We start from the raw sequence: 24,266 nt of genomic DNA, 5'->3' as shown, positions 1-24,266 counted from the left end.
ACCGATGTCCTTTCCCCTGCTGACAGCGACGGCGGCCCTGCCCGCGGTCGGCGCGATCGTCACGGCGGCCGTCCCGGCCGCCCGGCGGACCGCCGCCAAGTGGCTCGCGCTGCTCGTCTCACTCGCCACGCTGGCGCTGGCCGTGGTCGTCCTGGTGCGGTTCGACCCGGACGGCGACCGCTATCAACTCACCGAGTCCCGCGCCTGGATCGCGGACTTCGGGGTGCGCTACGAACTGGGGGTCGACGGCATCGGCGTCGCGCTCATCGGGCTCACCGCGCTGCTGATCCCGTTCATCGTCCTGGCGGGCTGGCACGACGCCGACCCCCTGGAGACCGCCTCCTCCCGGTGGCGGCCGACGCAGGGCTTCTTCGCCCTGATCCTGGCCGTCGAGGCGATGGTGATCATCTCCTTCGAGGCCACCGACGTCTTCCTCTTCTACATCTTCTTCGAAGCCATGCTCATCCCGATGTACTTCCTCATCGGCGGCTTCGGGGACCGCGCCCACGCGGGCAGCGACGAGAACGCCTCGGCGCAGCGCAGCTACGCGGCCGTGAAGTTCCTGCTCTACAACCTCGTCGGCGGCCTCATCATGCTGGCCGCCGTCATCGGGCTCTACGTGGTCGCCGGGAACTTCTCGCTCCAGGAGATCGCCGAGGCCCGCGCCAACGGCACGCTGGACATGGCGACCAACACCGAACGGTGGCTCTTCCTCGGCTTCTTCTTCGCCTTCGCGGTGAAGGCGCCGCTGTGGCCGCTGCACACCTGGCTGCCGAACGCGATGGGGGAGGCCACGGCCCCGGTCGCGGTACTGATCACGGCGGTGGTCGACAAGGTCGGCACGTTCGCGATGCTGCGGTTCTGCCTCGGCCTCTTCCCCGAGGCGAGCAAGTGGGCGACGCCGGTCATCCTCGTACTGGCCCTGATCAGCATCATCTACGGCGCGCTGCTCGCGGTCGGCCAGCGCGACATCAAGCGCCTGGTGGCGTACGCGTCGATCTCGCACTTCGGGTTCATCGTCCTCGGCATCTTCGCGATGACCTCGCAAGGGCAGTCCGGCGCGACGCTGTACATGGTCAACCACGGCATCTCGACCGCCGCGCTGATGCTGGTGGCCGGCTTCCTCATCTCGCGCCGCGGCTCGCGCCTGATCGCCGACTACGGAGGGGTGCAGAAAGTCGCCCCGGTGCTCGCGGGCACCTTCCTGGTCGGCGGTCTGGCCACGCTCTCGCTGCCGGGGCTCGCGCCGTTCGTCAGCGAGTTCCTGGTGCTCGTCGGGGCGTTCGCGCGCTACCCGGTGGCCGGGGTCGTCGCGACCCTCGGCATCGTGCTCGCCGCGCTCTACACCCTCGTCCTCTACCAGCGGACGATGACGGGACCCGTGAAGCCCGCGGTCTCGGCCATGCCCGACCTGCGGGTGCGTGAACTGGTCGTCGTCGCCCCGCTGATCGCGCTCCTGATCGGCCTCGGCGTCTATCCGAAGCCGCTCACCGACCTGGTGAACCCGGCGGTCGAGCACACCATGTCCGACGTCCAGAAGAAGGACCCCGAGCCCGAGGTGGAGGCGGCCAAGTGAGCGCATCAGCCGTCCACAGCCTGTGGACAATGGCCGCCGATCCGATCGACAAGATCGACGCGCCGAAGATCGAGTATGGACAGTTGTCGCCGACGCTGATCGTCATCGGCGCGGCCGTCCTCGGAGTGCTCATCGAAGCCTTCGTCCCGCGCAAGGCCCGCTACCACGCCCAGCTGTTCGTCTCCGTCGTCGCGCTCACCGCCGCCTTCGCCGCGGTGGTCGGCCTCGCGGCCCGCGGCTTCGGCACGACGAAGGCGCAGATCGCGGCCATGGGCGCGATCGCGGTCGACGGGCCCGCGCTCTTCCTCCAGGGCACGATCCTGCTCGCCGGGCTCGTCGCCGTCTTCACCTTCGCCGAGCGGCGGCTCGACCCGGTGGCGCACGGCAACCGCGTCGACTCCTTCGCCGCGCAGGCCGGAGCCGTGCCGGGCAGTGAGGGCGAACAGGCCGCCACCAAGGCCGGGTTCACCACCACCGAGGTGTTCCCGCTGGCACTGTTCGCCATCGGCGGCATGCTGGTCTTCCCGGCGGCCAACGACCTCCTGACGCTCTTCATCGCGCTGGAGGTCTTCTCCCTGCCGCTGTACTTGCTGTGCGCGCTCGCCCGCCGCAAGCGCCTCATGTCGCAGGAGGCAGCCGTCAAGTACTTCCTGCTCGGCGCCTTCGCCTCCGCGTTCACCCTCTTCGGCATCGCGCTCCTGTACGGGTACGCGGGCTCCGTGTCGTACGCGACGGTCGCCGACGTCGTCGAGGGCAACGTGCAGACCCTGGACCCGGCGCTCGCCGAGACCATGGGCAATGACGCGCTGCTGCTGATCGGCGTCGCGATGGTGGTGATGGGGCTGCTCTTCAAGGTCGGCGCCGTGCCGTTCCACATGTGGACCCCCGACGTGTACCAGGGCGCCCCGACACCCGTCACCGGCTTCATGGCGGCGGCGACTAAGGTGGCCGCGTTCGGCGCGCTCCTGCGGCTGCTCTACGTGGTCCTGCCCGGCCTGCGCTGGGACTGGCGGCCGGTCATGATGGGCATCGCGGTCATCACGATGCTGGGCGGCGCGATCGTGGCGATCACCCAGACCGACATCAAGCGGCTCCTGGCGTACTCGTCCATCGCGCACGCCGGCTTCATCCTCGCCGGCGTCATCGCCACCACCCCGGAGGGCGTCTCCTCGGTCCTGTTCTACCTGGCGGCCTACTCCTTCGTGACGATCGGCGCCTTCGCCGTGGTCACGTTGGTGCGCGACGCCGGGGGCGAGGCCACGCACCTGTCCAAGTGGGCGGGGCTCGGACGCAGGTCACCGCTGGTCGCGGCGGTCTTCGCGGTGTTCCTGCTGGCCTTCGCCGGCATTCCGCTGACCTCCGGTTTCACGGGGAAGTTCGCGGTGTTCAAGGCGGCGGCGGAGGGCGGCGCGGGCGCGCTGGTCGTGGTCGGCGTGCTGTCGTCGGCGATCGCCGCGTTCTTCTATATCCGTGTGATCGTGCTCATGTTCTTCAGCGAGCCGAAGGCGGACGGCCCCACGGTCGCCGTGCCCTCCCCGCTGACGATGACGGCGATCGGGGTCGGCGTCGCGGTGACGCTGGTCCTCGGCGTGGCCCCGCAGTACTTCCTGGACCTCGCGGGCCAGGCGGGGGTCTTCGTCCGGTAGCCGCTCCGGTTCGCACACATGTCGCCGCCCGGCGTCCCGACCTGGGGATGCCGGGCGGCGGCCTGTGGATAACTTTTCGGCCTGTCGGCGCGGGGCCCTATCGTGGAGGCAGTGGTCGAGGCAGTGGACGAGGCAGGACGTACGGCGGGGGACAGGGCGATGGATGGGACCAGCGGCATGAGCGAGGTGACGGCGTCGGCATCGACGCCGGGTATGGCGAGCGACACGGTGACCGGCACGGCGGGCGCGGTGGCGCAGAGCGATGCCCTGCGCATGCTCCAGCGCGTCTTCGGTTACGACGCCTTCCGCGGCGAGCAGGAAGCGATCATCGACCATGTCGTGGCCGGTGGTGACGCCGTCGTCCTCATGCCCACCGGCGGCGGAAAGTCCCTCTGCTATCAGATCCCCGCCCTGGTCAGGCCGGGTACGGGCGTGGTGGTCTCGCCGCTCATCGCGCTCATGCAGGACCAGGTGGACGCCCTGCGGGCGGCTGGTGTGCGGGCCGGGTTCATCAACAGCACGCAGGACTTCGACGAGCGGCGCGTGATGGAGGCCGAGTTCCTCGCGGGGGAGCTGGACGTGCTCTATCTCGCCCCGGAGCGGCTGCGCCTGGACGCCACGCTGGACCTGCTGTCCCGCGGCAAGATCTCGGTCTTCGCCATCGACGAGGCGCACTGCGTCGCCCAGTGGGGGCACGACTTCCGCCCCGACTACCTCGCGCTCTCCGTGCTCGGGCAGCGCTGGCCGGACGTGCCGCGCATCGCCCTCACGGCGACGGCCACGCACGCCACGCACCGGGAGATCACCGAGCGGCTCGGCATGCCGGACGCCAAGCACTTCGTGGCGAGCTTCGACCGGCCCAACATCCAGTACCGCATCGTGCCCAAGGCCGAGCCGAAGAAGCAGCTCCTGTCCTTCCTGAAGGAGGAGCACGCGGGCGACGCGGGCATCGTCTACTGCCTCTCGCGGAACTCGGTCGAGAAGACCGCCGAGTTCCTGTGCCGGAACGGCATCGAGGCGGTCCCGTACCACGCGGGTCTCGACGGCGGCACGCGCGCGGCGCACCAGTCCCGCTTCCTGCGCGAGGAAGGCCTCGTGGTCTGCGCCACCATCGCCTTCGGCATGGGCATCGACAAGCCGGACGTCCGCTTCGTCGCCCACCTCGACCTGCCGAAGTCGGTCGAGGGGTACTACCAGGAGACGGGCCGCGCGGGCCGCGACGGTCTGCCCTCGACGGCCTGGATGGCGTACGGCCTCCAGGACGTCGTCCAGCAGCGCAAGATGATCCAGGGCAGCGAGGGCGACGAGGCGTTCCGGCGCCGGGCCGCCTCCCACCTCGACGCGATGCTGGCGCTCTGCGAGACCGCCCAGTGCCGGCGGGCCCAGCTCCTCACCTACTTCGGCCAGGATCCGGCCGCGCAGTCGTGCGGGAACTGCGACACGTGCCTGACCCCGCCCGAGACCTGGGACGGCACGGTCGCGGCGCAGAAGGTGCTCTCCGCGGTGGTGCGCCTCCAGCGGGAGCGCGGCCAGAAGTTCGGCGCGGGCCAGATCATCGACATCCTGCTCGGCAAGAAGACCGCGAAGGTCATCCAGTTCGACCACGACCAGCTCTCCGTCTTCGGCATCGGCGAGGAGCTGGCGGAGGCCGAATGGCGCGGAGTGGTGCGGCAGTTGCTGGCGCAGGGCCTGCTCGCGGTCGAGGGGGAGTACGGCACGCTGGTGCTCACCGAGACGAGCGGCTCCGTCCTCGCCCGTGAGCGTGAGGTGCGGCTGCGCAAGGAGCCGAAGCGTCTTCCGGCGGCGCGGGCCGCCAAGGGCGAGCGCAAGGCGAAGGGCGCGGCGGCGGTCGCCGAGCTGCCCCAGGAGGCGGTGCCGGTCTTCGAGGCGCTGCGCGCCTGGCGCGGCGCCCAGGCCAAGGAGCAGGGCGTCCCCGCGTATGTGATCTTCCACGACGCCACGCTGCGGGAGATCGCCACGCTGCGGCCCACGTCCGTGGCGGACCTCGCGGGCATCAGCGGAGTGGGCGAGAAGAAGCGGGCGACGTACGGCGAGGGCGTGGTCGGGGTCGTCGCGGAGTTCACCGGCGGGGCGGACTCCGGCGAGGCTGGCTCCGGCGAGGCGGGCTCCGGCGGGGCGCCCGGCGGGGGTGCGTCGGGCACCGCCGCGTCCGACGGCGACGTTCCGTCGGGGGCCGGTGCGGACGAGCTGGGCTGGGGGGACGAGGAGGAGCCGGACTGGACGTCCTGACGAGGACGACCGAAGGCGGGCCGCGCCGCACCCGGGACTGGCGCGGGACATGCCTCGGGCCCGGCAGGACACCGGGCCCGAGGAGCAGACGGCGCCGCGCGCCGCTCAAGCGTTCAGGTCAGCCGGCCGGCCGGCCAGCCAGCCAGCCGGTCAGTCAGTCAGTCAGCCGCCGCTCAGCGCGCCGCCACGATCCGGCCCGTCACCTCGCCGAGGCCGACCTTGGTGCCGTCCGGGCCCGGGGCCCACGCCGACAGGGTGACCTCGTCGCCGTCCTCCAGGAACGTCCGCTTGCCGTCGGGGAGTTCGAGGGGGTCGCGGCCGTTCCAGGTGATCTCGATCAGGGAGCCGTACTGGCCGGCGGAGGGGCCGCTGACCGTGCCCGAGCCGTACAGGTCGCCGGTGCGCAGCGAGGCGCCGTTGACCGTCATGTGCGCCAGCTGCTGCGCGGCCGTCCAGTACACGGTGGAGAACGGCGGTTCGGAGATCACCTGGCCGTTGAGCGTGACCGTCATGCGCAGGTCGTAGCCGCCCGGCTCGTCGGCCGCCGACTCGGCGGAGTCGTCCAGGTAGGGCAGGAGCGGGTGCGTGCGCTCGGGGGGCGCCACCCGGGCCGCGTCCAGCGCGTCGAGGGGCGTGATCCAGGCGGAGACGGAGGTGGCGAAGGACTTGCCGAGGAACGGCCCGAGGGGGACGTACTCCCAGGCCTGGATGTCCCGCGCCGACCAGTCGTTGAGGAGGGTGAGGCCGAAGACGTGCTCGCGGAAGTCGGCGAGCGGCACGGGGGTTCCGTGCTCCGAGGGCGCGCCGACCACGAAGCCGACCTCCGCCTCGATGTCGAGGCGGACCGAGGGGCCGAAGGTGGGGGCCGGGTCGGCGGGCGCCTTGCGCTGACCGGAGGGGCGCACGACGTCCGTCCCGGAGACCACGACGGTGCCGGAGCGGCCGTGGTAACCGATGGGCAGATGCTTCCAGTTGGGCGTCAGGGGCGTCGGCGAGTCGGGGCGGAACATCTTGCCCAGGTGCGTCGCGTGGTGCTCGGACGCGTAGAAGTCGACGTAGTCCGCGACCTCGAAGGGCAGGTGCAGGGTCACCTCGGAGAGGGGGTGCAGCAGGGGGCGCACGGAGTCCCGGTAGGACGGCACGGTCACCCATGCCGTCAGGGCGCGGCGCACGTCGGACCAGGCGGTGCGGCCCGCGGCGAGCAGCGGGTTCAGCGTGGGCCGGGCCAGGAGCGAGACATAGGGCGAGCCGAGCGCGGCGGCCGCGGCGCCGGCGTCCAGGACGTGCGAGCCGAGCCGTACGCCGACCCTGCGCTGGTCGTCCCGCTCTCCGGCCAGGGAGAACACGCCGTAGGGAAGGTTGTGCGGCCCGAAGGGGTCGCCCTCGGGCAGGCCGAAGGGGTCGCCCCCGGGGAGGCCGAAGGAGTCGCTCCCGGGAAGGCCGGTGGAGTCACCGGCGGCCGGGTCGAGCGGGGTCTGCTCGGACATGCGTACCTGCCTCGCTTTCCATAGGGGTGTGCCACACGTTACGTGTGAAGACCCTGGTTGCGGCAGTGTCCAAAGAGTGCGCCCTGTCCGGAAAGGTCGTGCTGGAGTGTCCGATTCCGGCTTCGCGTCCTTCGGGGCGCGGGCGAGGTGGTGACGCGCGTCGGGTGCCGCACGCGGTTCGCCTCGCCGCGGCCGGCGGAGCACTTGGCGCGTTCGTACGGCTGAGCGGCCGGACACTCGGCCGGGTAAGAATCGGAATGCTGAATTCCGCTTTCTGGTGAACCGTGCCGGTCCTCGCCGTCCCCCTCGCGCACCGGCCCCGCCAAGGCGCTTCCGGCGTGCCTCAGGATCCGTATTCTCTGGATCATGGCCGCTCCCCTCGCGTACGCACTCATCGCCACCGACCTGGACGGGACGCTGCTGCGCGGCGACGACACGGTCTCGGACCGGTCGCGGCGGGCGCTGGCCGCCGCGGACGAGAGGGGCGCGCGGCACCTCGTGGTGACGGGGCGTCCGGCGCCGCGGGTGCGGCCGCTCCTCGCCGAACTCGGGTACGACGGCCTGGCCGTCTGCGGGCAGGGCGCGCAGCTCTACGACGCCGGGGCGCACCGCATGGTCTGGTCGGTGACGCTCGACCGCGAGCTGGCCGAGGTCGCGCTGGGGAAGATCGAGGCGGAGGTCGGGCAGGTCTTCGCCGCCGTCGACCAGGACGGTGTGGACGGCCTCACGCTCATCGAGCCGGGGTACGAGATGCCGCACCCGACGCTGCCCGCGGTGCGGGTGCCCGGGCGGGACGTGCTGTGGGAGGTGCCGATCAGCAAGGTGCTGCTGCGCCATCCGACGCTGGCGGACGACGAGTTGGCGGCGGTGGCGCGCGGCGTGGTGGGCTCGCTCGCGACCGTGACGATGTCCGGTCCGGGGACGGTGGAGCTCCAGCCGTGCGGGGTGACCAAGGCGACGGGGCTCGCGCTGGCCGCCGGACGGCTGGGGCTGACGGCCGCCGACACCATCGCCTTCGGGGACATGCCGAACGACATCCCCATGTTCCTGTGGGCGGCGCACGGCGTGGCCATGGCCAACGCCCACGCGGAACTGAAGTCGGTCGCCGACGAGTTGACCCTGACCAACGAGGCCGACGGGATCGCCGTCGTCCTGGAACGGATGGCGGCCGCGGCCTGATCGGCCCGCGTTCCGACCGAGCGGCCCGCAGTCCCCCGGTTCAGCCCGCGGTCCGGCGGATCCGCCGCTCCCAGGTGCGGTGGAAGACGACCTCGTCGCCGTCCCGGCAGATCACCTCGTCCGTGGTGCGGAAGTCCGCGGCGTCGCAGGTGATCTCCGAGTGCGTCTCGATCCTGGTGTCCCAGGCCAGTTCGGGGCGGTGCAGCCGGATCGTCCGGTCGGAGCGGGCGCGGGCGCTCAGCGGGTCGCTCTCGTGGATGGTGTACGTCTCCACGGCGTCCTCGGTGAACTCCAGGCCGTCGGGGTGGACCCGCGTGCCGCCGGCGCCCGGGACGACCTCCAGGCGCCATTCGCCCCGGGCGACATCGCGTACGACCAGGCGTTCGGGGCGCTCCTCGTCGAGTGTCGCGGGGTGCGTCACGCCGAGCGGCTCCGCCTGTTCCGGGGGTTCGAAGGTGATCGTCGGGTCCGGGCCGCCTGCGCGCACCGGGAGCTCCAGGAAGCTGCCGGCCGGCTCCAGCGTGAAGCCCGCCGTGTCGGCCTGCGGCCAGATCCAGGGCCAGTACGCGGAGGAGACCGCGAGCCGGATGCGGTGGCCGGCCCGGAAGGCGTGGCCGATGCCGGTCAGCTCGAAGGCCACGTCCTCGGTGGCGCCGAGCGGCCAGGCGTCCGCGCGGTCCCGGCCGTGCCGGGCCGAGAGGTTCAGCGCGCCGCGCGTCACCAGCGTGGACGAGCCGTCGGGCGCGATGTCGCACAGGCGGGCGACGGCCTGGCCGAAGGGCACGTCCATCCGCAGCCGCAGCGTCACCCGGGGCCGCCCGAGGACGCGTACCTCGGCGGGGACCTCGAACTCGAAGCACGCCGACCTCGCGTCCTCGTCCCGCTGGTCGGGCGGCAGGTCGGCGGAGCCGCCGCACGGGATGTGGCGGCCCGCGTCCACCCCGGTGTGCTGCGGGGAGGCGACCAGCACCGGGGTGCCCTGGAGGGCGTAGGAGGCGGGGGTGACGTTCGGGGAGGGCCAGGCCGGATCGCCGGCCCAGCCGCCGCGCAGTTCGGCGAGGTCCGCCGCCGGGCGGTGCGAGTCGCTGATCCAGGACCGGAGCTTCGGCTCGGCCATGACGCCGGTGTCGACGCCCTTGAGGTGGTGGTCCCACCAGCGCAGCGTCTCCTGGAGGAAGCCGATCGCCGGACCCGGCGCCAGGCCCTGGTCGGGGTACTGGTGCGACCACGGGCCGATCAGGCCCCGCACCTGGTCGTCGGGCAGCTGTTCGACGAGGCGCAGGACCGTGTCCCGGTACGGGTCGTGCCAGCCGCCCACCGCGAGGACCGCGGCGCCGATCGTGGAGCAGTCCTCGCGGACGCTGCCGTGCCGCCAGTAGGCGTCGCGGGTCTGGTGGTCCAGCCAGGTGTGCACGGGGGGCTCGACGGCCGCCAGGCGCGTCAGCCACATCGCGCGCCACGCGTCGCCCACGAAGCGCGGGTCCGGCGGGCGGCAGGCGCGGGCGAGCGTCGTCGCGGACCACGCGTGCGTGTCCACCGCGAGGACGGAACCACCCATGTAGTGGAGGCCGTTGTCATGGCGGTCGTCCGTCGAGCAGACCGTGACGAGCGCCTTGAGCGGCTCGGGCGCGAGGGCCGCGATCCGGAGGGAGCCACCGCCGTCCCGGGAGAGGCCGAACATGCCGATGCGGCCGGTCGACCAGGGCCGCGCGGCCAGCCAGTTCACCACCTCCACGCCGTCGGCCGCGGCCCGCTCCGCGTACGCGTCCACGGGCAGGCCCTCGCTGTTGCCGTGGCCGCGGGCGTCGACGCGTACGGAGGCGTAGCCGTGGCCCGCGTACCAGGGGTGGCGCTGCGCGTCGCGCGCCGCCGTCCCGTCGGTGAGGCGCTCGGGGAGGTATTCGAGGAGCACCGGCACGGGCTCCTCGGTGACGGGGCGCCACACGCGCGCGTACAGCTTGGTCCCGTCGGCGAGGGGTACGCGGAGATCCTCGTGCGTCGTCTCGTACGGGAAAGCTGTCCGGGTCTTCGGGCGCGTCATCTTCGGGTGCGTCATCTGGGGAACCTCGGTGGACGGAGATGCCGGGTCGGCGACGACTCGTACTCAGCGGGGGTACAGCGGTAGTGCTCAGCGGTAGTACTCAGCGGTAGTACGGGAGGAACAGGATGTTTCCGTTCACCCATGCGACAACCGGCACAGAACAGCTTTCTCGGCCGTATGGGCTGATCAAGAACATACCGGTGGTGATCGGCGGGCGCCCGGTCGGCTTTGTGCGGGCAGGTGCTCGCTGTGATCGAAAGGCGACCGGATACGCTGACTTGAGTGATGGCAGCGACACATCGACAAACCGTGTCATCGACCGAGATCCAATGATCGACCGAGTTCGCCATGTGATCGTCAGCAGACAGGAGAACCTCTCGTGACCGTCGTCGGGCCTTTCGGGCTGAGCGTGCGGGACCAGGCTCTCGAAGCCGATGTCCAGGCAGGGTTGGCGGCTGTCGAGGAGGGCCTCCTGGAGGCCACCAAGAGCGCGGTCCCCTTCATCACGGAGGCCGCCCAGCACCTCGTCCGGGCCGGCGGAAAGCGTTTCCGCCCGCTGCTCGTGATGCTCGCCTCCCAGTTCGGCGACCCGGACGCGCCCGGCATCGTGCCCTCCGCCGTGGTCGTCGAGCTCACGCACCTCGCGACGCTCTACCACGACGACGTGATGGACGAGGCGGACGTGCGCCGCGGGGTCGCCAGCGCGAATCAGCGCTGGGGCAACTCCGTGGCCGTCCTGACCGGCGACTTCCTCTTCGCCCGCGCCTCCTACATCCTCGCCGACCTCGGCCCGGAGGCCGTCCGCATCCAGGCGGAGGCCTTCGAGCGCCTGGTCACCGGACAGATCCTGGAGACGGCCGGCCCCAGCGAGGGCCGCGACCCGGTCGACCACTACCTCGACGTGCTCGGCGGCAAGACCGGTTCGCTGGTCGCCGTCGCCTGCCGGTTCGGCGCGATGATGTCCGGCGCGGACGAGACCGTCGTGGACGTCCTGACCCAGTACGGCGAGCGGCTCGGCGTGGCCTTCCAGCTCGCCGACGACGTGCTGGACATCGCCTCCGACTCCCACGAGTCCGGCAAGACGCCGGGCACGGACCTGCGCGAGGGCATCCCCACGCTGCCGGTCCTGCGGCTGCGCGAGCGCGTGGCGCGGCTCGGCCTGCCCGAGGACATCGCCCTGAGCGAGCTGCTCGCCTCCGACCTCACCGACGACGCCCGGCACGCCGAGGCGCTCGCGGGGCTGCGCGCCCACCCGGCCCTGGAGCAGGCCCGCCGGGACACCGTGCGGTACGCGGAAGAGGCGCGGGCCGCGCTGGCGCCGCTGCCGGAGTGCGACGCGAAGATCTCCCTGGTCGAGCTCTGCGACCTCGTGGTGCACCGGGCGGGCTGAGGGCCCACTGCCGACGGCCGGCGGCGTCACCCCCTACGGGACGGGGGAGGCGCCGCCGCTCTGTGTCATCCCGTGGCAGTACGCCGAGTTGCGCCCGGGGGCTGACGCTTCTGCGCGCCCGATTTGGTCGGATGGACCTCGGCAAGAACCACCACTCCTGACCAATTCGGGTGAGAATGGCGGCGCGGGGTGGACAAAGGCGCGTACGCATGTATGGACGTACCGGCACATGCGGCACGTACCGCACGTACAGGCAGGGCCGCCGCCGACCACGGAGGTAGGGCACACAATGGCACCGTACGGACCGGAACAGGACACCACGAAAGCCGGGGAACCGCGCGCGCGGCGCCGCAAGGCGAGCCGTTACGCGGTCCCCGTCGCGGTGGCGGGGGTGGCGGCGGCGACGATCGGGCTCGTCCCGGCGCTCGCCACCTCGGGCGACCCGGATCTGCCGAAGATCACCGCTCAGGAACTCATCGAGAAGATCGCCGCGTCGGACACCCAGCGGCTTTCCGGCCACGTCAAGATCAGCACGGATCTGGGGCTGCCCTCGGTGGGCGGCCTTGCGGGCGGCGTCGCGGGCGGAGGCGGCGGCGCGGGCCGCGGTGAGGGCGGCGAGGGTTCCGCCGCGGACCCCGCGAGCAAGCTGATGGAGCTGGCGTCCGGCACGCACACCCTGCGGGTCGCGGCCGATGGCCCCGACAAGCAGAAGGTGTCCGTCCTCGGGGACGCCTCCGAGTACAGCCTGATCCACAACGGCGACGAGGTGTGGGGCTACGACAGCGCCTCGAACGAGGCGTACCACGCGCAGGGCGCCGACGAGGGCGCCGAGCGGCGCTCCGGGAAGGGCCCCGGGAAGGGCGCCGAGTTCGGGAAGGGCGCGGCGAAGGGGCTGCCCGCCACGCCCAAGGACCTCGCCGAGCAGGCGCTGAAGGCCGTGGACGGCACGACGTCCGTCACGGTCGACGGGACCGCGCAGGTCGCGGGCCGCGACGCGTACCGCCTGGTCGTCAAGCCGAAGCAGTCCGGTTCGACGGTCGGGCAGATCACGGTCGCCGTGGACGCGGAGACGGGTACGCCGCTGAAGTTCACGCTGACCCCGGCGTCCGGGGGCGCGGCGGTGATCGACGCGGGCTTCACGAAGGTCGACTTCGGCAAGCCGTCCGCGGCCACGTTCGACTTCACGCCGCCCAAGGGTGCGAAGGTCGCCGAGGCCGACGAACGCGGGGCGCGCGGCGGTGACTTCAGGCCGAAGGACGGTGACTTCAAGGGCAAGGGCAAGGGCAAGGAATTCAAGGAGGAGGACCTGAACGACCTGCGGGTCATCGGTGAGGGCTGGGGTTCCATCGCCGAGCTGAAGCTGCCCGGCGGCCAGGGGCTGCCGACGGCCGGTTCGGGCGATGTCCCGCCGGGCGCGCAGAAGCTGCTGGACTCCCTGGGCGACAAGGTCAGCGGCGAGTTCGGCTCCGGCACGGTCTTCTCGACCCGCCTGATCAACGCCCTCGTCACCGACGACGGCACGGTCTACGCGGGCGCGGTCACGAAGGACGCGCTGGTGAAGGCGGCGAACGAGGCGCACTAGCGCGTAGGGCCCACGGGGGGCGCTCGGTGGTGCACGGCGGCGCGGGACGGCACTGTGCACCACCGCGTACTACCGCGACGCGGACGAGCGGGCGGGCCACATGAGGATGAGCGGAAACGACGCCGGTACGGCCGATCCGCGTGCCGCGTGCGTGGCCGAGGGCGCAGCTGGGAGCGGAGCGTTCCCGACGGCACAACCGGGAGCGCGCCGACGGCACAGCCAGGACAGGGACCGGAAGCGTGCCGGGCGACAGCCGGGCGCGTCCCCGTCGGGCACGGCCAGGAACGTGCCCGACGGGACAGCCAGAAGCGTGCCCGCAGGCACAGCCAGGACAGGACGGACCGGAAGCGTGCCGGGTGACAGCCGGCCGACGGGAGGACGCGGTGTCGGGCACGATCGGGGGAACGCCGTCTCTCGCCGGCGGAACATCGCCCCACGTCATCGAGACGCGGGGGCTCACCAAGCGGTACGGCGGACACCTCGCCGTCGACCGGCTGGACCTCGCCGTCCCGCAGGGCAGCGTCTTCGGGTTCCTCGGGCCGAACGGCTCGGGCAAGACGACCACCATCCGCATGCTGATGGGCCTCATCGAGCCGACCTCGGGCACCGCCCGGGTCCTCGGCAGGCCCATGCCGCGCGCCGCCCGCGCCGTGCTCCCGCACGTCGGCGCGCTGATCGAGGGCCCCGCCCTCTACGGCTTCCTGTCGGGCCGCGACAACCTCCTGCGCTACGACTCCGCCGACCCGACGGCCGACCCCCGCACCCGCCGGGCCCGTGCCGAGGCCGCCCTCGACCGGGTGGGCCTGGCCGCGGCCGCCGGCAAGAAGGCTAAGGCGTACTCGCTGGGCATGAAGCAGCGGCTCGGCCTCGCCGCCGCGCTGCTCCGCCCACGCGGACTCCTCGTCCTGGACGAGCCGACGAACGGCCTCGACCCGCAGGGCATGCGTGAGATCCGCGCCCTGGTGCGGGAACTGGCGGCGGAGGGCACGACCGTCTTCCTGTCCTCGCACCTGCTGGACGAGATCGAGCAGATCTGCACGCACGCGGCCGTGATGAACCGGGGCCGCCTGCTCACCCAGGGCCCGGTCGCCGAGCTGGCGGCGGGCGCCCGCGGCAGGCTGGTCGTGACGACACCGGACCCGGGCGAGGCGGCCCGGGTCCTGAAGGAGCGGGGCGTGGCGGATCTGGTCGTGACGCAGGACGGCGTGACGGGCGAGCCGCCGGCGCAGGACGCGGCCGGCCGGGACGTGGATCTGGCCGAGGTGAATGCCGCGCTGGTGGCGGCGGGCGTCCGCGTCCGGGGCTTCGGCCTCGAACGGGCCTCGCTGGAGGACGCGTTCGTGGCGCTGACGGGGGAGGGCTTCGATGTCGCGGGCTGAGACGGGGGCCGTACCGGAGCCGGGCGGGGCGGGCGCACCCGGGGCAGGCGGCAGGGAGGCAGGCGCTCCCGGGGCGGGCGGAGCGGGGCCCGTGCCGGAGCCGCGGCCGAGCTGGACGCTCGGGCTGTTCCGCAGCGAGCTGACGATCACCTTCCGCCGCTGGCGGACCCTCGCGCTGCTCGGCGTGCTCGCCGCCGTGCCGATCGTCGTCGGCATCGCCGTCAAGATCGAGACGAGCGACGGTTCGACCGTCGGCGGGGGCGGCGAGGGCGGCGGCCCCGCGTTCATCGCCCAGATCACCAACAACGGCCTGTTCCTGGTCTTCACCGCGCTCGCGGCGACACTGCCGTTCTTCCTGCCGATGGCGATCGGCGTGATCGCGGGCGACGCCGTCGCGGGCGAGGCGAACGCGGGCACGCTGCGCTATCTGCTGGTCGCGCCCGCGGGCCGCACCCGCCTGCTGCTCGTCAAGTACGCGACCACGCTGACGTTCTGCCTGGTCGCGACCCTGGTCGTGGCCGTGACCGCGCTCGCGACGGGCGCACTGCTCTTCCCGCTGGGCGAGGTCACCACCATCTCCGGCACCCGGCTGGGCTTCGGCGAGGGACTCTGGCGGGCCCTGCTCGTCGCGCTCGTCGTCGCCGCGTCACTGACCGGTCTCGCGGCGCTCGGCCTGTTCGTCTCGACGCTCACCAGCAGTGGCGTCGCCGCGATGGCGACGACCGTCGGCCTGCTGATCACGGTGCAGATCCTCGACCAGATCCCGCAGCTGGACGCCCTGCACCCGTACTTCTTCTCCCACTACTGGCTGTCCTTCGCCGACCTGATGCGCGAGCCGGTCTACTGGGACGACCTCATCAAGAACCTCCGTGTCCAGGGGCTCTACGCGGCCGTCTTCGGCTCGGCGGCGTGGGCGAGGTTCGGCGCGAAGGACATCATGGCGTGAGGACCGCGTCGCCTGCCTTGTCCGAGTCGCCCGCCGGGTCGCCCGCCGTTTCGTCCGTCGTCCCGCCGGCCGTGTCCTCGTACGGGTAGCGGGCCACGGGCGCCTCCCGCGCGAAGAACGTCTTGGCGCGCAGCAGCGCCTGCTCGTCCGCCAGGACGTGGCCGGGCCGGGTGCCGTTGCCGAGCAGGACGCCGCCGAAGCGCATGGGGAAGAAGGCGGCGGTGTGGTTCAGCGTGTCGATCAGCGGTCCGGCCACCTCCTCCTCGGAGTGCGCGAGCGCCGTCACGCCCCACAGGGTGCGGCCCCGCAGCGACTCCTTGAAGTCCAGCTCCGGCGTCTCCAGCCAGGCGTCCCAGTAGTCGAGGTAGCGCTTGGCGGTGGCCGAGAGCGAGTACCAGTACAGCGGCGACGCGATCACGATGTCCGTGGCGTGCAGCGTGGCGTCCAGGAGCAGGGCCTCCGTGCCCTCGGGGCGCGGCCGGGCGCGGGGAAGCGAGTCGTCGTGCCGCAGGTCCTCGAAGTCGGGCAGCGGGTGATCGGAGAGATGGATCCAGCGCTGCTCGACGTCCGAGGGCAGCTGCTCGGCGGCCTTGCGGGCCAGGATCTCGGTGTTGCCGCCGGTGCGGCCGCTGCCGAGGACGAAGAGGAACGAACGGGTCATGGGAATCCTCCTGGAAGTGGCCGGGGACGGCCGAGCGCCGACTTACTTGCGTGTGCACTATATGCACGCGCATCCAAAGTCGTCCAGGGGAATTCAGCCCGTACGCGTCGGCTGCCGGACCACCTCGCCGCGGTCGGGGCGTACGTGGATGACCCACCCGGAGGCGTAGGTGCCGGGCACGGTCTCGCGGGGCCAGTCGCGGGCCCAGGGTGGCGGTGCCGCCCGGCGCAGGACGAGGGCGGTGGGGCGACGCGGATCGCGCGGGCCGCCGCCGGGGGCGCAACCGGCGGTGTGGGCGAGGGGGATGACGGAGGTGTTGCCGTTCAGGGTGCAGGGGGCGCGGGTGCCGGCACCCGGGTGCGGGCCGTTGCCGACGCCGTGCCGCTGGAGGGCTGCGGCGATCCGCTGCCAGTCACCGCGAGCGGCCGCCTGGACGGTCGTGTGGCCCTGGACGAGGAGCATCTGGACGGCGAGATGCCCTCCGAGCACGAGCACCGCCACGCCCGCCACCGCCCACCGCGGCATGACCGTCCGCCCCCATCCGACGAGGGTGAGCAGGCCGAGCGCGGCGACGGGCGCGAGCAGGGCATGGGCGGGCAGCAGGAACCGGGGGGCGGCGTAAGGGACGAGCAACAGATAGGGCAGCGCGACGGCCAGAGCGGTGCCAAGGGCCAGGGCGGTGCCAAGGGGCACGGCGGTGGCAGGGGGCAGCAGGCTGAGGTGGGGCAAACGGCTGGCAGGGGGCAGCAGGCCGAAGCGGGACAGACGGCTGACACGGGGGAGCAGGCACAGGCGGGACAGACGGCTGGCACGGGGCAGCAGGGTGAGGCGGGACAGAGGGGTGAGGCGGGGCAGAAGGGCGACACGGGCGGGGCCCACCGGCCGGCCGACGGGCCGCGCCCGAGCCGCCGTCCCGCTGTCGCGGCGGGTGGCCCACAGGCCGGTCGTCACCAGGACGGTGAGCAGGAGCCACCACTCCGCCGCCACCGGGTGGATGCCGTCGCCGGTGCAGGGGCGGCAGAGCAGCGGGCCGTCGAAGGCCGTGAGGTGGTGGACGAAGGACAGCAGCGGGCGCAGATCGCCCTGCACCTCGCTGGCCTCCGTCAGCCGTTCGCGGACCCCGCCGAAACGGACGTACGCCTCGACGGCCCACGGCAGCACACCCACCGCGAGCCCGCCGAGCACCGCGCCGACCCGGCCCCGCCCCCGCCAGGCGGGCACCAGCAGGGCGGCGAGCAGCAGGGGCAGGCCCACGGCGGCGCCGTCGTTGGGCCGCATCAGCGTCGCGAGGGCGAGCCCGGCCGCGATCCCGGCGTACGTGCGGACGGACTGGCGTGAGCACAGGAACAGGCCGACCGCGCCCACGGCACCCATGGCCGTGTAGTGGTTCGGCATGGCCGCGCTCGCGTAGAACAACGTGATCCACAGCCCGCCGTACAGCGCGGCCCCGACGACGCCCGCCGAGGGCCGGGGCGCGGCACGCAGCCACGGCCGAAAACCCAGATAGAGGGCGGCGGACGAGAGCAGCGTCAGCCACACCCTGAGGAGCGGCACGGAGTCGCTCCAGGCGGCCACGGGCGCGATGAGGAGCGGCACGCCACGGGTGCGGGGCGCGCTGAACGGGGTGGCGGGGGCGTGGGGCGCGTACCGGCTGGCGTAGACGAGTTCGTCCCAGCCGAGGGGGAGGCCGAGCGGGACGAGGACCAGGGACAGCAGGGCGAAGGCACCGCAGACGGCGAGAAGGAGCCGGCGCGGGTCGGCCGCCCCCCGCGTACCGCCCCTCACCGACCGTCCCCGACGACGACCGCCCCTCTCCGCTGCCGCCCGCCACCGCCCCACCCGCCACACCCGGCTCACGTGGTCAGCTGAAAACCACGGACCGCACCTTCAGCCGCTCCGACCCCCCTCCGGTGCGCGGACGCAAGCTGAAGAACTGATCCCCCTCGCAGTCGGCGTGCAGGAAGACGGTCGCCGTGGCGTCGGTGCGGTTCTTCGGCGAGTGGCCGGGAGCCAGGTCGTCCGATCCCACGCCCTTGAGGTTGATGCACCTCCTGCTCGGCGGGTCGTTGAGGAATCCGACCGCCTCATAGCCCTCGTCGGTTGTGTACGTGTAGCGGAACTGGCCCGTGGCGGCGACAGCCGAGGTGGGCACGGTGGTGACGAGCACCAGGGCGCCGAGGGCGGCGGTCATGGCGTGACGAAGGCGCATGGGACCTCTTTCGTTTCCGTTGCCGGGGAGTTGACGTCTCCACCGGCGAGGTCCCCGGGCGGTGGTGACGGGATGCGCGGCGTCCCTCCTTGGACGGGTGGGGAAACGATTCGTCATGCGCCATCCGGGCTACGGGCTACTCCGCTACCAGGCGAGCCGTGGCCTGGGGGGCGATGGGGCCCTGGGGCGGTCAGACCACAGGCTCCGGCTCGTCCCGGACGCCGGGCTTCCGCTCCCCGTCCGCAGCGACGGCCTCGGCAGCGACGGCCTCCGCGCCGAGGGCCTGCGCGGTGATCGCCTCCGTGGGCTCGGTGGCCGGCGTGGCCCGTCGGGCGGCGCCCAGGCGGGCCGCGTTCCGGCGGGCCGTGCGCAGCGCGTCCCACGTCAGCAGCGAGAGGGCCAGCCAGACCAGAGCGAAGCCTGCCCACCGTTCGGGCGGCATCGCCTCGTGGAAGTACAGGATGCCGATCAGGAACTGGAAGACGGGTGCGAGGTACTGGAGCAGCCCCAGCGTGGACAGCGGCACGCGGATCGCCGCCGCCCCGAAGCAGACCAGGGGAACGGCGGTCACCACCCCGGTCGCCGCGAGGAGCGCCGCGTGCCCCGCGCCCGCCGTGCCGAACGTCATGTCGCCTCGCGAGCCGAGCCACACCAGGTAGCCGACGGCGGGCAGGAACTGCACGGCGGTCTCGGCGGCGAGCGACTCCAGACCGCTGAGGTTGACCTTCTTCTTCACCAGGCCGTACGTCGCGAAGGAGAAGGCGAGGCAGAGCGAGATCCAGGGCGGCTGCCCGTAGCCGAAGGCCAGGACGAGGACCGCCGCGAGCCCGACGGCGACGGCGGCCCACTGCACGGGCCGCAGCCGCTCGCCGAGCAGCAGGACACCCATCGCGATGGTGACCAGCGGGTTGATGAAGTAGCCGAGCGAGGCCTCGACGACGTGGCCGGCGTTCACGGCCCAGATGTAGACGCCCCAGTTGAGCGTGATGACCGCGGCGGCGATCACCACCAGCCCCAGCCTGCGCGGCCGGCGGACCAGCTCGCGGGCCCATCCCCAACGCCGTACGAAGAGCATCGCGAGGCCCACCACCACGAGGGACCACGCCATGCGGTGTGCGAGGATCTCGCCGGCCCCGGAGGGCTTGAGCAGTGGCCAGAAGAGAGGCACGAGGCCCCACATCCCGTACGCCGCGAAGCCGTTCAGCAGCCCTATGCGCTGCTCGCCCTTCGACTGTCCGGCTGCTCCGCTGTCCACGGCCCCTCCTCGGCGCACGGCAGTCCGACGCTGCCCTCTCGAAGGTAGCGTCGAGAGGCCGCACCTGTCATGTCCGTATGGGTCGGACACTCATGACGCCGAGGAGTCGGGCGTGGCCCGGCCAGGGCCGCTTCAGCGGCGGAGCCCGGCGGCCACCGCGTCGGCGAGCGGCGTGGTCGGGCGGCCGATCAGCCGGGCCAGGTCCCCGCTGGTGCCCGCGAGGCGCCCCCGCCCGATGGCCGCGTCCACGTCGACGAGGATCGCCGCCATCGGCTCGGGCACTCCCGCGCCGGTCAGCACGGCGAGGTGCTCCTCGGCCGGCACGTTCGCATGGCTGATGTCCTTGCCGCTCTGCCGGGCGACTTCGGCGGCGTACTCGGCCAGGCTCCACGCGACGTCGCCGCTCAGCTCGTAGGCCTTGCCTTCGTGGCCCTCGCCCGTGAGTACGGCGACGGCGGCCGCGGCGTAGTCGGCGCGCGAGGCCGAGGCGATGCGGCCCTCGCCCGCGGAACCGATGACCACGCCGTGCTCCAGCACGGGGGCGAGGTGCTCGGTGTAGTTCTCGTGGTACCAGCCGTTGCGCAGGAAGGTGTGCGGCAGGCCGGAGTCGAGGATCAGCTGCTCGGTGGCCTTGTGCTCGGCCGCCAGGTCGAAGTCGGCCTCCGGGCCGCCGAGGATGCTTGTGTAGGCGAGCAGCGCCACGCCCGCCTCGCGCGCGGCGGCGATCACCGCGCGGTGCTGCTCCACGCGCCGCCCGACCTCGCTGCCGGAGATCAGCAGCACGCGGTCACCCGCGTGGAAGACGCCGCGCAGGGTCGCGGGGTCGTTGTAGTCGGCCGTGCGCAGCTCGACGCCGCGCTCCGCGAGCTCGGCGGCCTTGCCCTTGTCGCGCACGACGGCCGCGATCTGTCCTGCGGGGACCTCGGCGGCGAGCAGCCCCTCGATGACGAGACGGCCCAGGTTCCCGGTGGCTCCGGTGACAACGATGCTCATGTCTGAAATCTCCTCTTCCGATGCGGTCTGCCACTCACTCTAGGCCCGGCACTAACTATGCGTAAGTACACACTTTGAAGTAAGGTACTGGTATGTCCGTAAGCTCGGTAAGTCGTGGCGTCAACGAAGAGATGTGCCCCTATCGCCTGGTCCTGGAGCACGTCACCAGCCGTTGGGGTGTCCTGATCCTGATCGCGCTCGAAGAGCGCTCGTACCGCTTCAGCGAGCTGCGCCGCGAGATCGGCCGCGTCAGCGAGAAGATGCTGACCCAGACCCTGCAGACCCTGGAACGGGACGGCCTGGTGCACCGCGACGCCAAGCCGGTCATCCCGCCCCGCGTGGACTACTCCCTGACCGGCCTCGGCCGCGAGGCCGCCGAGCAGGTCAGGACCCTCGCGGCCTGGACGGAACGGCGCATGGCCGACGTGCAGAAGGCGCGCCAGGAGTACGACCAGAAGGCACGCTAGGGGTACCGCCAGGGGTACGACGAAGCCCGGCTCTGAGGCGTTGAAGGCGCAGAGCCGGGCTCGGTGCGAAGGCGTCCGCCGGTGAGGGCGGGTCTCGGCCGGGGCGGTTCCCGGCCGGGGCGGCCCCGGGTCAGCCGGTGACGGTCCAGGTGTCGCTGCCGGTGAGCAGTGCGGCGAGGTCGCCCTTGCCGTTCTGTTCGATGGCGGTGTCGAGCTGGTCGGCCATGAGGGTGTCGTAGACCGGGCGCCGGATGTCGCGGAAGACGCCGATCGGCGTGTGGTGCAGCGTGTCGGGGTCCGCGAGCCGGGAGAGCGCGAACGCCGTGGTGGGGGAGGCGGCGTGGGCGTCGTGGGTGAGGATGTCGGCCTCGTTGTCCGGGGTGACGGCGACGACTTCCAGGTCACCGGTGGCCGGGTCGCGCACCACGCCCTTCGACTGCTCGGTGCCGAAGCGGATCGGCTGCCCGTGTTCCAGGCGGATGACGGCTTCCTCGGCCTGCTGCTTGTCCTTGAGGACCTCGAAGGCGCCGTCGTTGAAGATGTTGCAGTTCTGGTAGATCTCCACCAGTGCCGTGCCCGGGTGTTCGGCGGCCGCGCGCAGCACCGACGTGAGGTGCTTGCGGTCGGAGTCCACCGTCCGTGCCACGAAGGAGGCCTCCGCGCCGATGGCCAGGGAGACGGGGTTGAAGGGGGCGTCCAGGGAGCCCATCGGCGTGGATTTGGTGATCTTGCCGAGCTCCGAGGTGGGGCTGTACTGGCCCTTGGTCAGGCCGTAGATGCGGTTGTTGAAGAGCAGGATCTTCAGGTTGACGTTGCGGCGCAGGGCGTGGATGAGGTGGTTGCCGCCGATGGACAGGGCGTCGCCGTCGCCGGTGACCACCCATACGCTCAGGTCGCGGCGGGAGGAGGCCAGGCCGGTGGCGATGGCCGGGGCGCGGCCGTGGATGGAGTGCATCCCGTAGGTGTTCATGTAGTACGGGAAGCGGGACGAGCAGCCGATGCCGGAGACGAAGACGATGTTCTCTTTGGCCAGGCCCAACTCGGGCATGAAGCCCTGGACGGCCGCCAGGACGGCGTAGTCGCCGCAGCCCGGGCACCAGCGCACTTCCTGGTCGGTCTTGAAGTCCTTCATGGACTGTTTGGCCTCGGTCTTGGGGACCAGGTGCAGCAGTGCGTTGCCGGAGTCAGTCATCGATGGCCTCCTTGAGAGCCGTGGCCAGCTGCTCGGCCTTGAACGGCATGCCGTTGACCTGGTTGTACGAGACCGCGTCCACGAGGTACTTCGCCCGGACGAGGGTGGCGAGCTGGCCCAGGTTCATCTCCGGGATCACCACCTTGGGGTAGCGGCCCAGGATGTCGCCCAGGTTGCGCGGGAAGGGGTTGAGGTGGCGCAGGTGGGCCTGGGCGATGGGGACGCCGGCCGCGCGCAGCCGGCGCACGGCCGCGGTGATGGGCCCGTAGGTGGAGCCCCAGCCCAGGACCAGGGTGTCCGCTTCCCCGCTGGGGTCCTCGACGTCGAGGTCGGGCACCTCGATGCCGTCGATCTTGGCCTGCCGGGTGCGGACCATGAAGTCGTGGTTGGCCGGGTCGTAGGAGATGTTGCCCGTGCCGTCCTGTTTCTCGATGCCGCCGATCCGGTGTTCCAGCCCCGGCGTACCCGGAATCGCCCATGGCCGTGCCAGCGTGCGCGGGTCCCGCTTGTAGGGCCAGAACACCTCGCTGCCGTCGGCCTGGGTGTGATTGGGGCCGGCGGCGAACTGCACGCGCAGATCCGGCAGTTCCTCCGGTTGCGGGATGCGCCACGGCTCGCTGCCGTTGGCCAGATAGCCGTCGCTGAGCAGGAAGACGGGGGTGCGGTAGGTCAGCGCGATCCGCGCCGCCTCCAGCGCCGCGTCGAAACAGTCCGCCGCGGTCCTGGGGGCCACCACCGGCACCGGCGCCTCGCCGTTGCGCCCGTACATCGCCTGCAGCAGGTCCGCCTGCTCGGTCTTGGTCGGCAGCCCCGTGGAGGGGCCGCCGCGCTGGATGTCCACGATCAGCAGCGGCAGTTCCAGGGAGACCGCCAGGCCGATCGTCTCCGACTTCAGCGCCACGCCCGGCCCGGAGGTCGTCGTCACCGCCAGCGAGCCGCCGAACGCCGCCCCCAGCGCCGCCCCGATCCCGGCGATCTCGTCCTCCGCCTGGAACGTGCGCACCCCGAAGTTCTTGTGCCGGGACAACTCATGCAGGATGTCCGAGGCCGGCGTGATCGGATACGAACCCAAGTACAGCGGCAGATCCGCCTGTCGGGCCGCCGCGATCAACCCGTACGACAGCGCCAGATTGCCGGAGATGTTGCGGTAGGTGCCCGCGGGGAACGCGGCCGCCGCCGGCGCCACCTCGTACGAGACCGCGAAGTCCTCGGTCGTCTCCCCGAAGTTCCACCCCGCGCGGAACGCCGCGACGTTCGCCTCGGCGATCTCGGGCTTCTTCGCGAACTTCGACCGCAGGAACCGCTCCGTGCCCTCCGTCGGCCGGTGATACATCCACGACAACAACCCCAGCGCGAACATGTTCTTGCAACGCCCCGCGTCCTTGCGCGAGAGGTCGAAGTCCTTCAACGCCTCCACCGTCAACGTCGTCAATGGCACCTGGTGCACCCGGTAGGCGTCCAGCGAACCGTCCTCCAGCGGCGAGGCGTCGTACCCGACCTTCTGCATCGCCCTCGGGGAGAACTCATCCGTGTTCACGATGATCTCCGCGCCCCGCGGCACGTCCCCGATGTTCGCCTTCAGCGCCGCCGGATTCATCGCCACCAGCACATTCGGCGCATCCCCCGGAGTGAGGATGTCGTGATCGGCGAAATGCACCTGGAAAGAGGACACCCCGGGCAACGTCCCGGCAGGCGCCCGGATCTCCGCCGGGAAGTTCGGCAACGTCGACAGGTCGTTGCCGAACGACGCGGTCTCCGACGTGAAACGGTCACCCGTCAGCTGCATGCCATCACCCGAGTCACCCGCGAAACGGATGATCACCCGGTCGAGGCGCTGTACGTCTTTTCCACCCGCGGGCCTGCGTTGCTCTCCGACGATTGCCTCGTCGGCCTGCTCGGCTTCGCTACTGACCTGGCTGGTCACTGAACTGGACCTCCCTCAAGGCGGCTGAGGGTAAACGCCGGGACGCCCGGCGTTCCCAAGGCCCACCCTACGTCTGTAAGGGGTGCCTG

The 24,266-nt window shown here is 72.0% G+C and carries 19 protein-coding genes; 10 read left to right on the top strand and 9 right to left on the bottom strand.

Going from position 1 to position 24,266, the window contains the following annotated elements; translation table 11 throughout:
* Positions 1 to 4: 4 nt before the first annotated feature.
* The 3 genes from ACZ516_RS27520 to recQ all read left to right on the top strand — a co-directional run bounded on the left by ACZ516_RS27520 (position 5) and on the right by recQ (position 5,472).
* A complete protein-coding gene (locus ACZ516_RS27520) occupies positions 5 to 1,576 on the top strand; it encodes an NADH-quinone oxidoreductase subunit M (RefSeq protein WP_469012046.1) in 1,572 nt (523 codons plus the stop codon).
* Entirely contained in the window at positions 1,573 to 3,222 is a 1,650-nt protein-coding gene (nuoN, locus tag ACZ516_RS27515; RefSeq protein ID WP_358577260.1) for an NADH-quinone oxidoreductase subunit NuoN, read from the top strand. The genes ACZ516_RS27520 and nuoN overlap by 4 nt, the downstream gene beginning before the upstream one ends.
* A 213-nt stretch (positions 3,223 to 3,435) precedes the next feature.
* Positions 3,436 to 5,472 (top strand): DNA helicase RecQ, encoded by a 2,037-nt coding sequence (gene recQ / locus ACZ516_RS27510; RefSeq protein WP_469012170.1) that lies wholly within the window; start codon positions 3,436 to 3,438, stop codon positions 5,470 to 5,472.
* Between the two features lie 173 nt (positions 5,473 to 5,645).
* On the opposite strand, the gene fahA is transcribed toward recQ, so the two are convergent.
* Positions 5,646 to 6,959, bottom strand: coding sequence for a fumarylacetoacetase (gene fahA / locus ACZ516_RS27505; RefSeq protein WP_469012045.1), 1,314 nt, complete (start codon positions 6,957 to 6,959; stop codon positions 5,646 to 5,648).
* A 366-nt stretch (positions 6,960 to 7,325) separates the two neighbouring features.
* Here fahA and ACZ516_RS27500 point away from each other — a divergent pair, with 366 nt between their 5' ends.
* Positions 7,326 to 8,138 carry an HAD family hydrolase gene (locus tag ACZ516_RS27500; RefSeq protein ID WP_358577267.1) on the top strand — a complete coding sequence of 271 codons (813 nt, stop codon included), beginning with the start codon at positions 7,326 to 7,328 and terminating at the stop codon, positions 8,136 to 8,138.
* 40 nt (positions 8,139 to 8,178) lie between these two features.
* On the opposite strand, the gene ACZ516_RS27495 is transcribed toward ACZ516_RS27500, so the two are convergent.
* Complete coding sequence (locus tag ACZ516_RS27495) at positions 8,179 to 10,194, bottom strand: CocE/NonD family hydrolase (RefSeq protein ID WP_469012044.1); 2,016 nt, start codon at positions 10,192 to 10,194, stop codon at positions 8,179 to 8,181.
* Positions 10,195 to 10,304: 110 nt separating this feature from the next.
* Between ACZ516_RS27495 and ACZ516_RS27490 the strand changes: the two genes are divergently transcribed.
* The 5 genes from ACZ516_RS27490 (at position 10,305) to ACZ516_RS27470 (ending at position 15,476) form a co-directional block, all read left to right on the top strand.
* Positions 10,305 to 10,562 carry a hypothetical protein gene (locus tag ACZ516_RS27490; RefSeq protein WP_358698209.1) on the top strand — a complete coding sequence of 86 codons (258 nt, stop codon included), beginning with the start codon at positions 10,305 to 10,307 and terminating at the stop codon, positions 10,560 to 10,562.
* On the top strand, positions 10,559 to 11,569 hold the full coding sequence (locus tag ACZ516_RS27485) for a polyprenyl synthetase family protein (RefSeq protein ID WP_358577273.1): 1,011 nt from the start codon (positions 10,559 to 10,561) through the stop codon (positions 11,567 to 11,569). Before ACZ516_RS27490 ends, ACZ516_RS27485 begins: the two co-directional genes overlap by 4 nt.
* Positions 11,570 to 11,858: 289 nt before the next feature.
* Positions 11,859 to 13,151 (top strand): LolA family protein, encoded by a 1,293-nt coding sequence (locus tag ACZ516_RS27480; RefSeq protein ID WP_469012042.1) that lies wholly within the window; start codon positions 11,859 to 11,861, stop codon positions 13,149 to 13,151.
* A 383-nt stretch (positions 13,152 to 13,534) separates the two neighbouring features.
* Positions 13,535 to 14,530 (top strand): ABC transporter ATP-binding protein, encoded by a 996-nt coding sequence (locus ACZ516_RS27475; RefSeq protein ID WP_358911447.1) that lies wholly within the window; start codon positions 13,535 to 13,537, stop codon positions 14,528 to 14,530.
* Positions 14,517 to 15,476, top strand: coding sequence for an ABC transporter permease (locus tag ACZ516_RS27470; protein ID WP_361082806.1), 960 nt, complete (start codon positions 14,517 to 14,519; stop codon positions 15,474 to 15,476). Before ACZ516_RS27475 ends, ACZ516_RS27470 begins: the two co-directional genes overlap by 14 nt.
* Here the strand turns inward: ACZ516_RS27470 and ACZ516_RS27465 are convergent.
* From ACZ516_RS27465 to ACZ516_RS27445, 5 genes are all read right to left on the bottom strand, one after another.
* Positions 15,466 to 16,137 carry a flavodoxin family protein gene (locus tag ACZ516_RS27465; RefSeq protein ID WP_361082808.1) on the bottom strand — a complete coding sequence of 224 codons (672 nt, stop codon included), beginning with the start codon at positions 16,135 to 16,137 and terminating at the stop codon, positions 15,466 to 15,468. The genes ACZ516_RS27470 and ACZ516_RS27465 overlap by 11 nt on opposite strands.
* 93 nt (positions 16,138 to 16,230) lie before the next feature.
* Positions 16,231 to 17,922: a hypothetical protein gene (locus ACZ516_RS27460; RefSeq protein ID WP_469012041.1), complete on the bottom strand. Its 1,692-nt coding sequence runs from the start codon at positions 17,920 to 17,922 to the stop codon at positions 16,231 to 16,233.
* Positions 17,923 to 17,998: 76 nt separating this feature from the next.
* Positions 17,999 to 18,346, bottom strand: a complete 348-nt coding sequence (locus ACZ516_RS27455; RefSeq protein WP_469012039.1) for a hypothetical protein — start codon at positions 18,344 to 18,346, stop codon at positions 17,999 to 18,001.
* 190 nt (positions 18,347 to 18,536) lie between these two features.
* Positions 18,537 to 19,526, bottom strand: coding sequence for an EamA family transporter RarD (gene rarD, locus ACZ516_RS27450; protein WP_467465341.1), 990 nt, complete (start codon positions 19,524 to 19,526; stop codon positions 18,537 to 18,539).
* Between the two features lie 207 nt (positions 19,527 to 19,733).
* Positions 19,734 to 20,594, bottom strand: a complete 861-nt coding sequence (locus ACZ516_RS27445; RefSeq protein WP_469012038.1) for an SDR family oxidoreductase — start codon at positions 20,592 to 20,594, stop codon at positions 19,734 to 19,736.
* A gap of 92 nt (positions 20,595 to 20,686) precedes the next feature.
* Here ACZ516_RS27445 and ACZ516_RS27440 point away from each other — a divergent pair, with 92 nt between their 5' ends.
* Positions 20,687 to 21,061, top strand: a complete 375-nt coding sequence (locus ACZ516_RS27440; RefSeq protein ID WP_361082818.1) for a winged helix-turn-helix transcriptional regulator — start codon at positions 20,687 to 20,689, stop codon at positions 21,059 to 21,061.
* A gap of 130 nt (positions 21,062 to 21,191) precedes the next feature.
* On the opposite strand, the gene ACZ516_RS27435 is transcribed toward ACZ516_RS27440, so the two are convergent.
* Positions 21,192 to 22,253, bottom strand: a complete 1,062-nt coding sequence (locus ACZ516_RS27435) for a 2-oxoacid:ferredoxin oxidoreductase subunit beta (RefSeq protein ID WP_469012036.1) — start codon at positions 22,251 to 22,253, stop codon at positions 21,192 to 21,194.
* Positions 22,246 to 24,177 carry a 2-oxoacid:acceptor oxidoreductase subunit alpha gene (locus ACZ516_RS27430; protein WP_469012034.1) on the bottom strand — a complete coding sequence of 644 codons (1,932 nt, stop codon included), beginning with the start codon at positions 24,175 to 24,177 and terminating at the stop codon, positions 22,246 to 22,248. Before ACZ516_RS27430 ends, ACZ516_RS27435 begins: the two co-directional genes overlap by 8 nt.
* Between the last annotated feature and the right edge of the window lie 89 nt (positions 24,178 to 24,266).

The organism is Streptomyces sp. NPDC034037, from assembly GCF_055575715.1.
Note: the sequence above shows the minus strand (reverse complement) of the source record. Positions and strands in the feature narration are given on the sequence as shown.

What these genes read in the sequence shown, in the direction of transcription:
- ACZ516_RS27520 (WP_469012046.1), top strand. Translation starts at nt 5, where the DNA reads ATGTCCTTTCCCCTGCTGACAGCGACGGCGGCCCTGCCCGCGGTCGGC.
- recQ (WP_469012170.1), top strand. Translation starts at nt 3,436, where the DNA reads ATGGCGAGCGACACGGTGACCGGCACGGCGGGCGCGGTGGCGCAGAGC.
- fahA (WP_469012045.1), bottom strand. Translation starts at nt 6,959, where the DNA reads ATGTCCGAGCAGACCCCGCTCGACCCGGCCGCCGGTGACTCCACCGGC.
- ACZ516_RS27500 (WP_358577267.1), top strand. Translation starts at nt 7,326, where the DNA reads ATGGCCGCTCCCCTCGCGTACGCACTCATCGCCACCGACCTGGACGGG.
- ACZ516_RS27495 (WP_469012044.1), bottom strand. Translation starts at nt 10,194, where the DNA reads ATGACGCACCCGAAGATGACGCGCCCGAAGACCCGGACAGCTTTCCCG.
- ACZ516_RS27490 (WP_358698209.1), top strand. Translation starts at nt 10,305, where the DNA reads ATGTTTCCGTTCACCCATGCGACAACCGGCACAGAACAGCTTTCTCGG.
- ACZ516_RS27480 (WP_469012042.1), top strand. Translation starts at nt 11,859, where the DNA reads ATGGCACCGTACGGACCGGAACAGGACACCACGAAAGCCGGGGAACCG.
- ACZ516_RS27470 (WP_361082806.1), top strand. Translation starts at nt 14,517, where the DNA reads ATGTCGCGGGCTGAGACGGGGGCCGTACCGGAGCCGGGCGGGGCGGGC.
- ACZ516_RS27465 (WP_361082808.1), bottom strand. Translation starts at nt 16,137, where the DNA reads ATGACCCGTTCGTTCCTCTTCGTCCTCGGCAGCGGCCGCACCGGCGGC.
- ACZ516_RS27455 (WP_469012039.1), bottom strand. Translation starts at nt 18,346, where the DNA reads ATGCGCCTTCGTCACGCCATGACCGCCGCCCTCGGCGCCCTGGTGCTC.
- rarD (WP_467465341.1), bottom strand. Translation starts at nt 19,526, where the DNA reads ATGTGGGGCCTCGTGCCTCTCTTCTGGCCACTGCTCAAGCCCTCCGGG.
- ACZ516_RS27445 (WP_469012038.1), bottom strand. Translation starts at nt 20,594, where the DNA reads ATGAGCATCGTTGTCACCGGAGCCACCGGGAACCTGGGCCGTCTCGTC.
- ACZ516_RS27440 (WP_361082818.1), top strand. Translation starts at nt 20,687, where the DNA reads ATGTCCGTAAGCTCGGTAAGTCGTGGCGTCAACGAAGAGATGTGCCCC.
- ACZ516_RS27435 (WP_469012036.1), bottom strand. Translation starts at nt 22,253, where the DNA reads ATGACTGACTCCGGCAACGCACTGCTGCACCTGGTCCCCAAGACCGAG.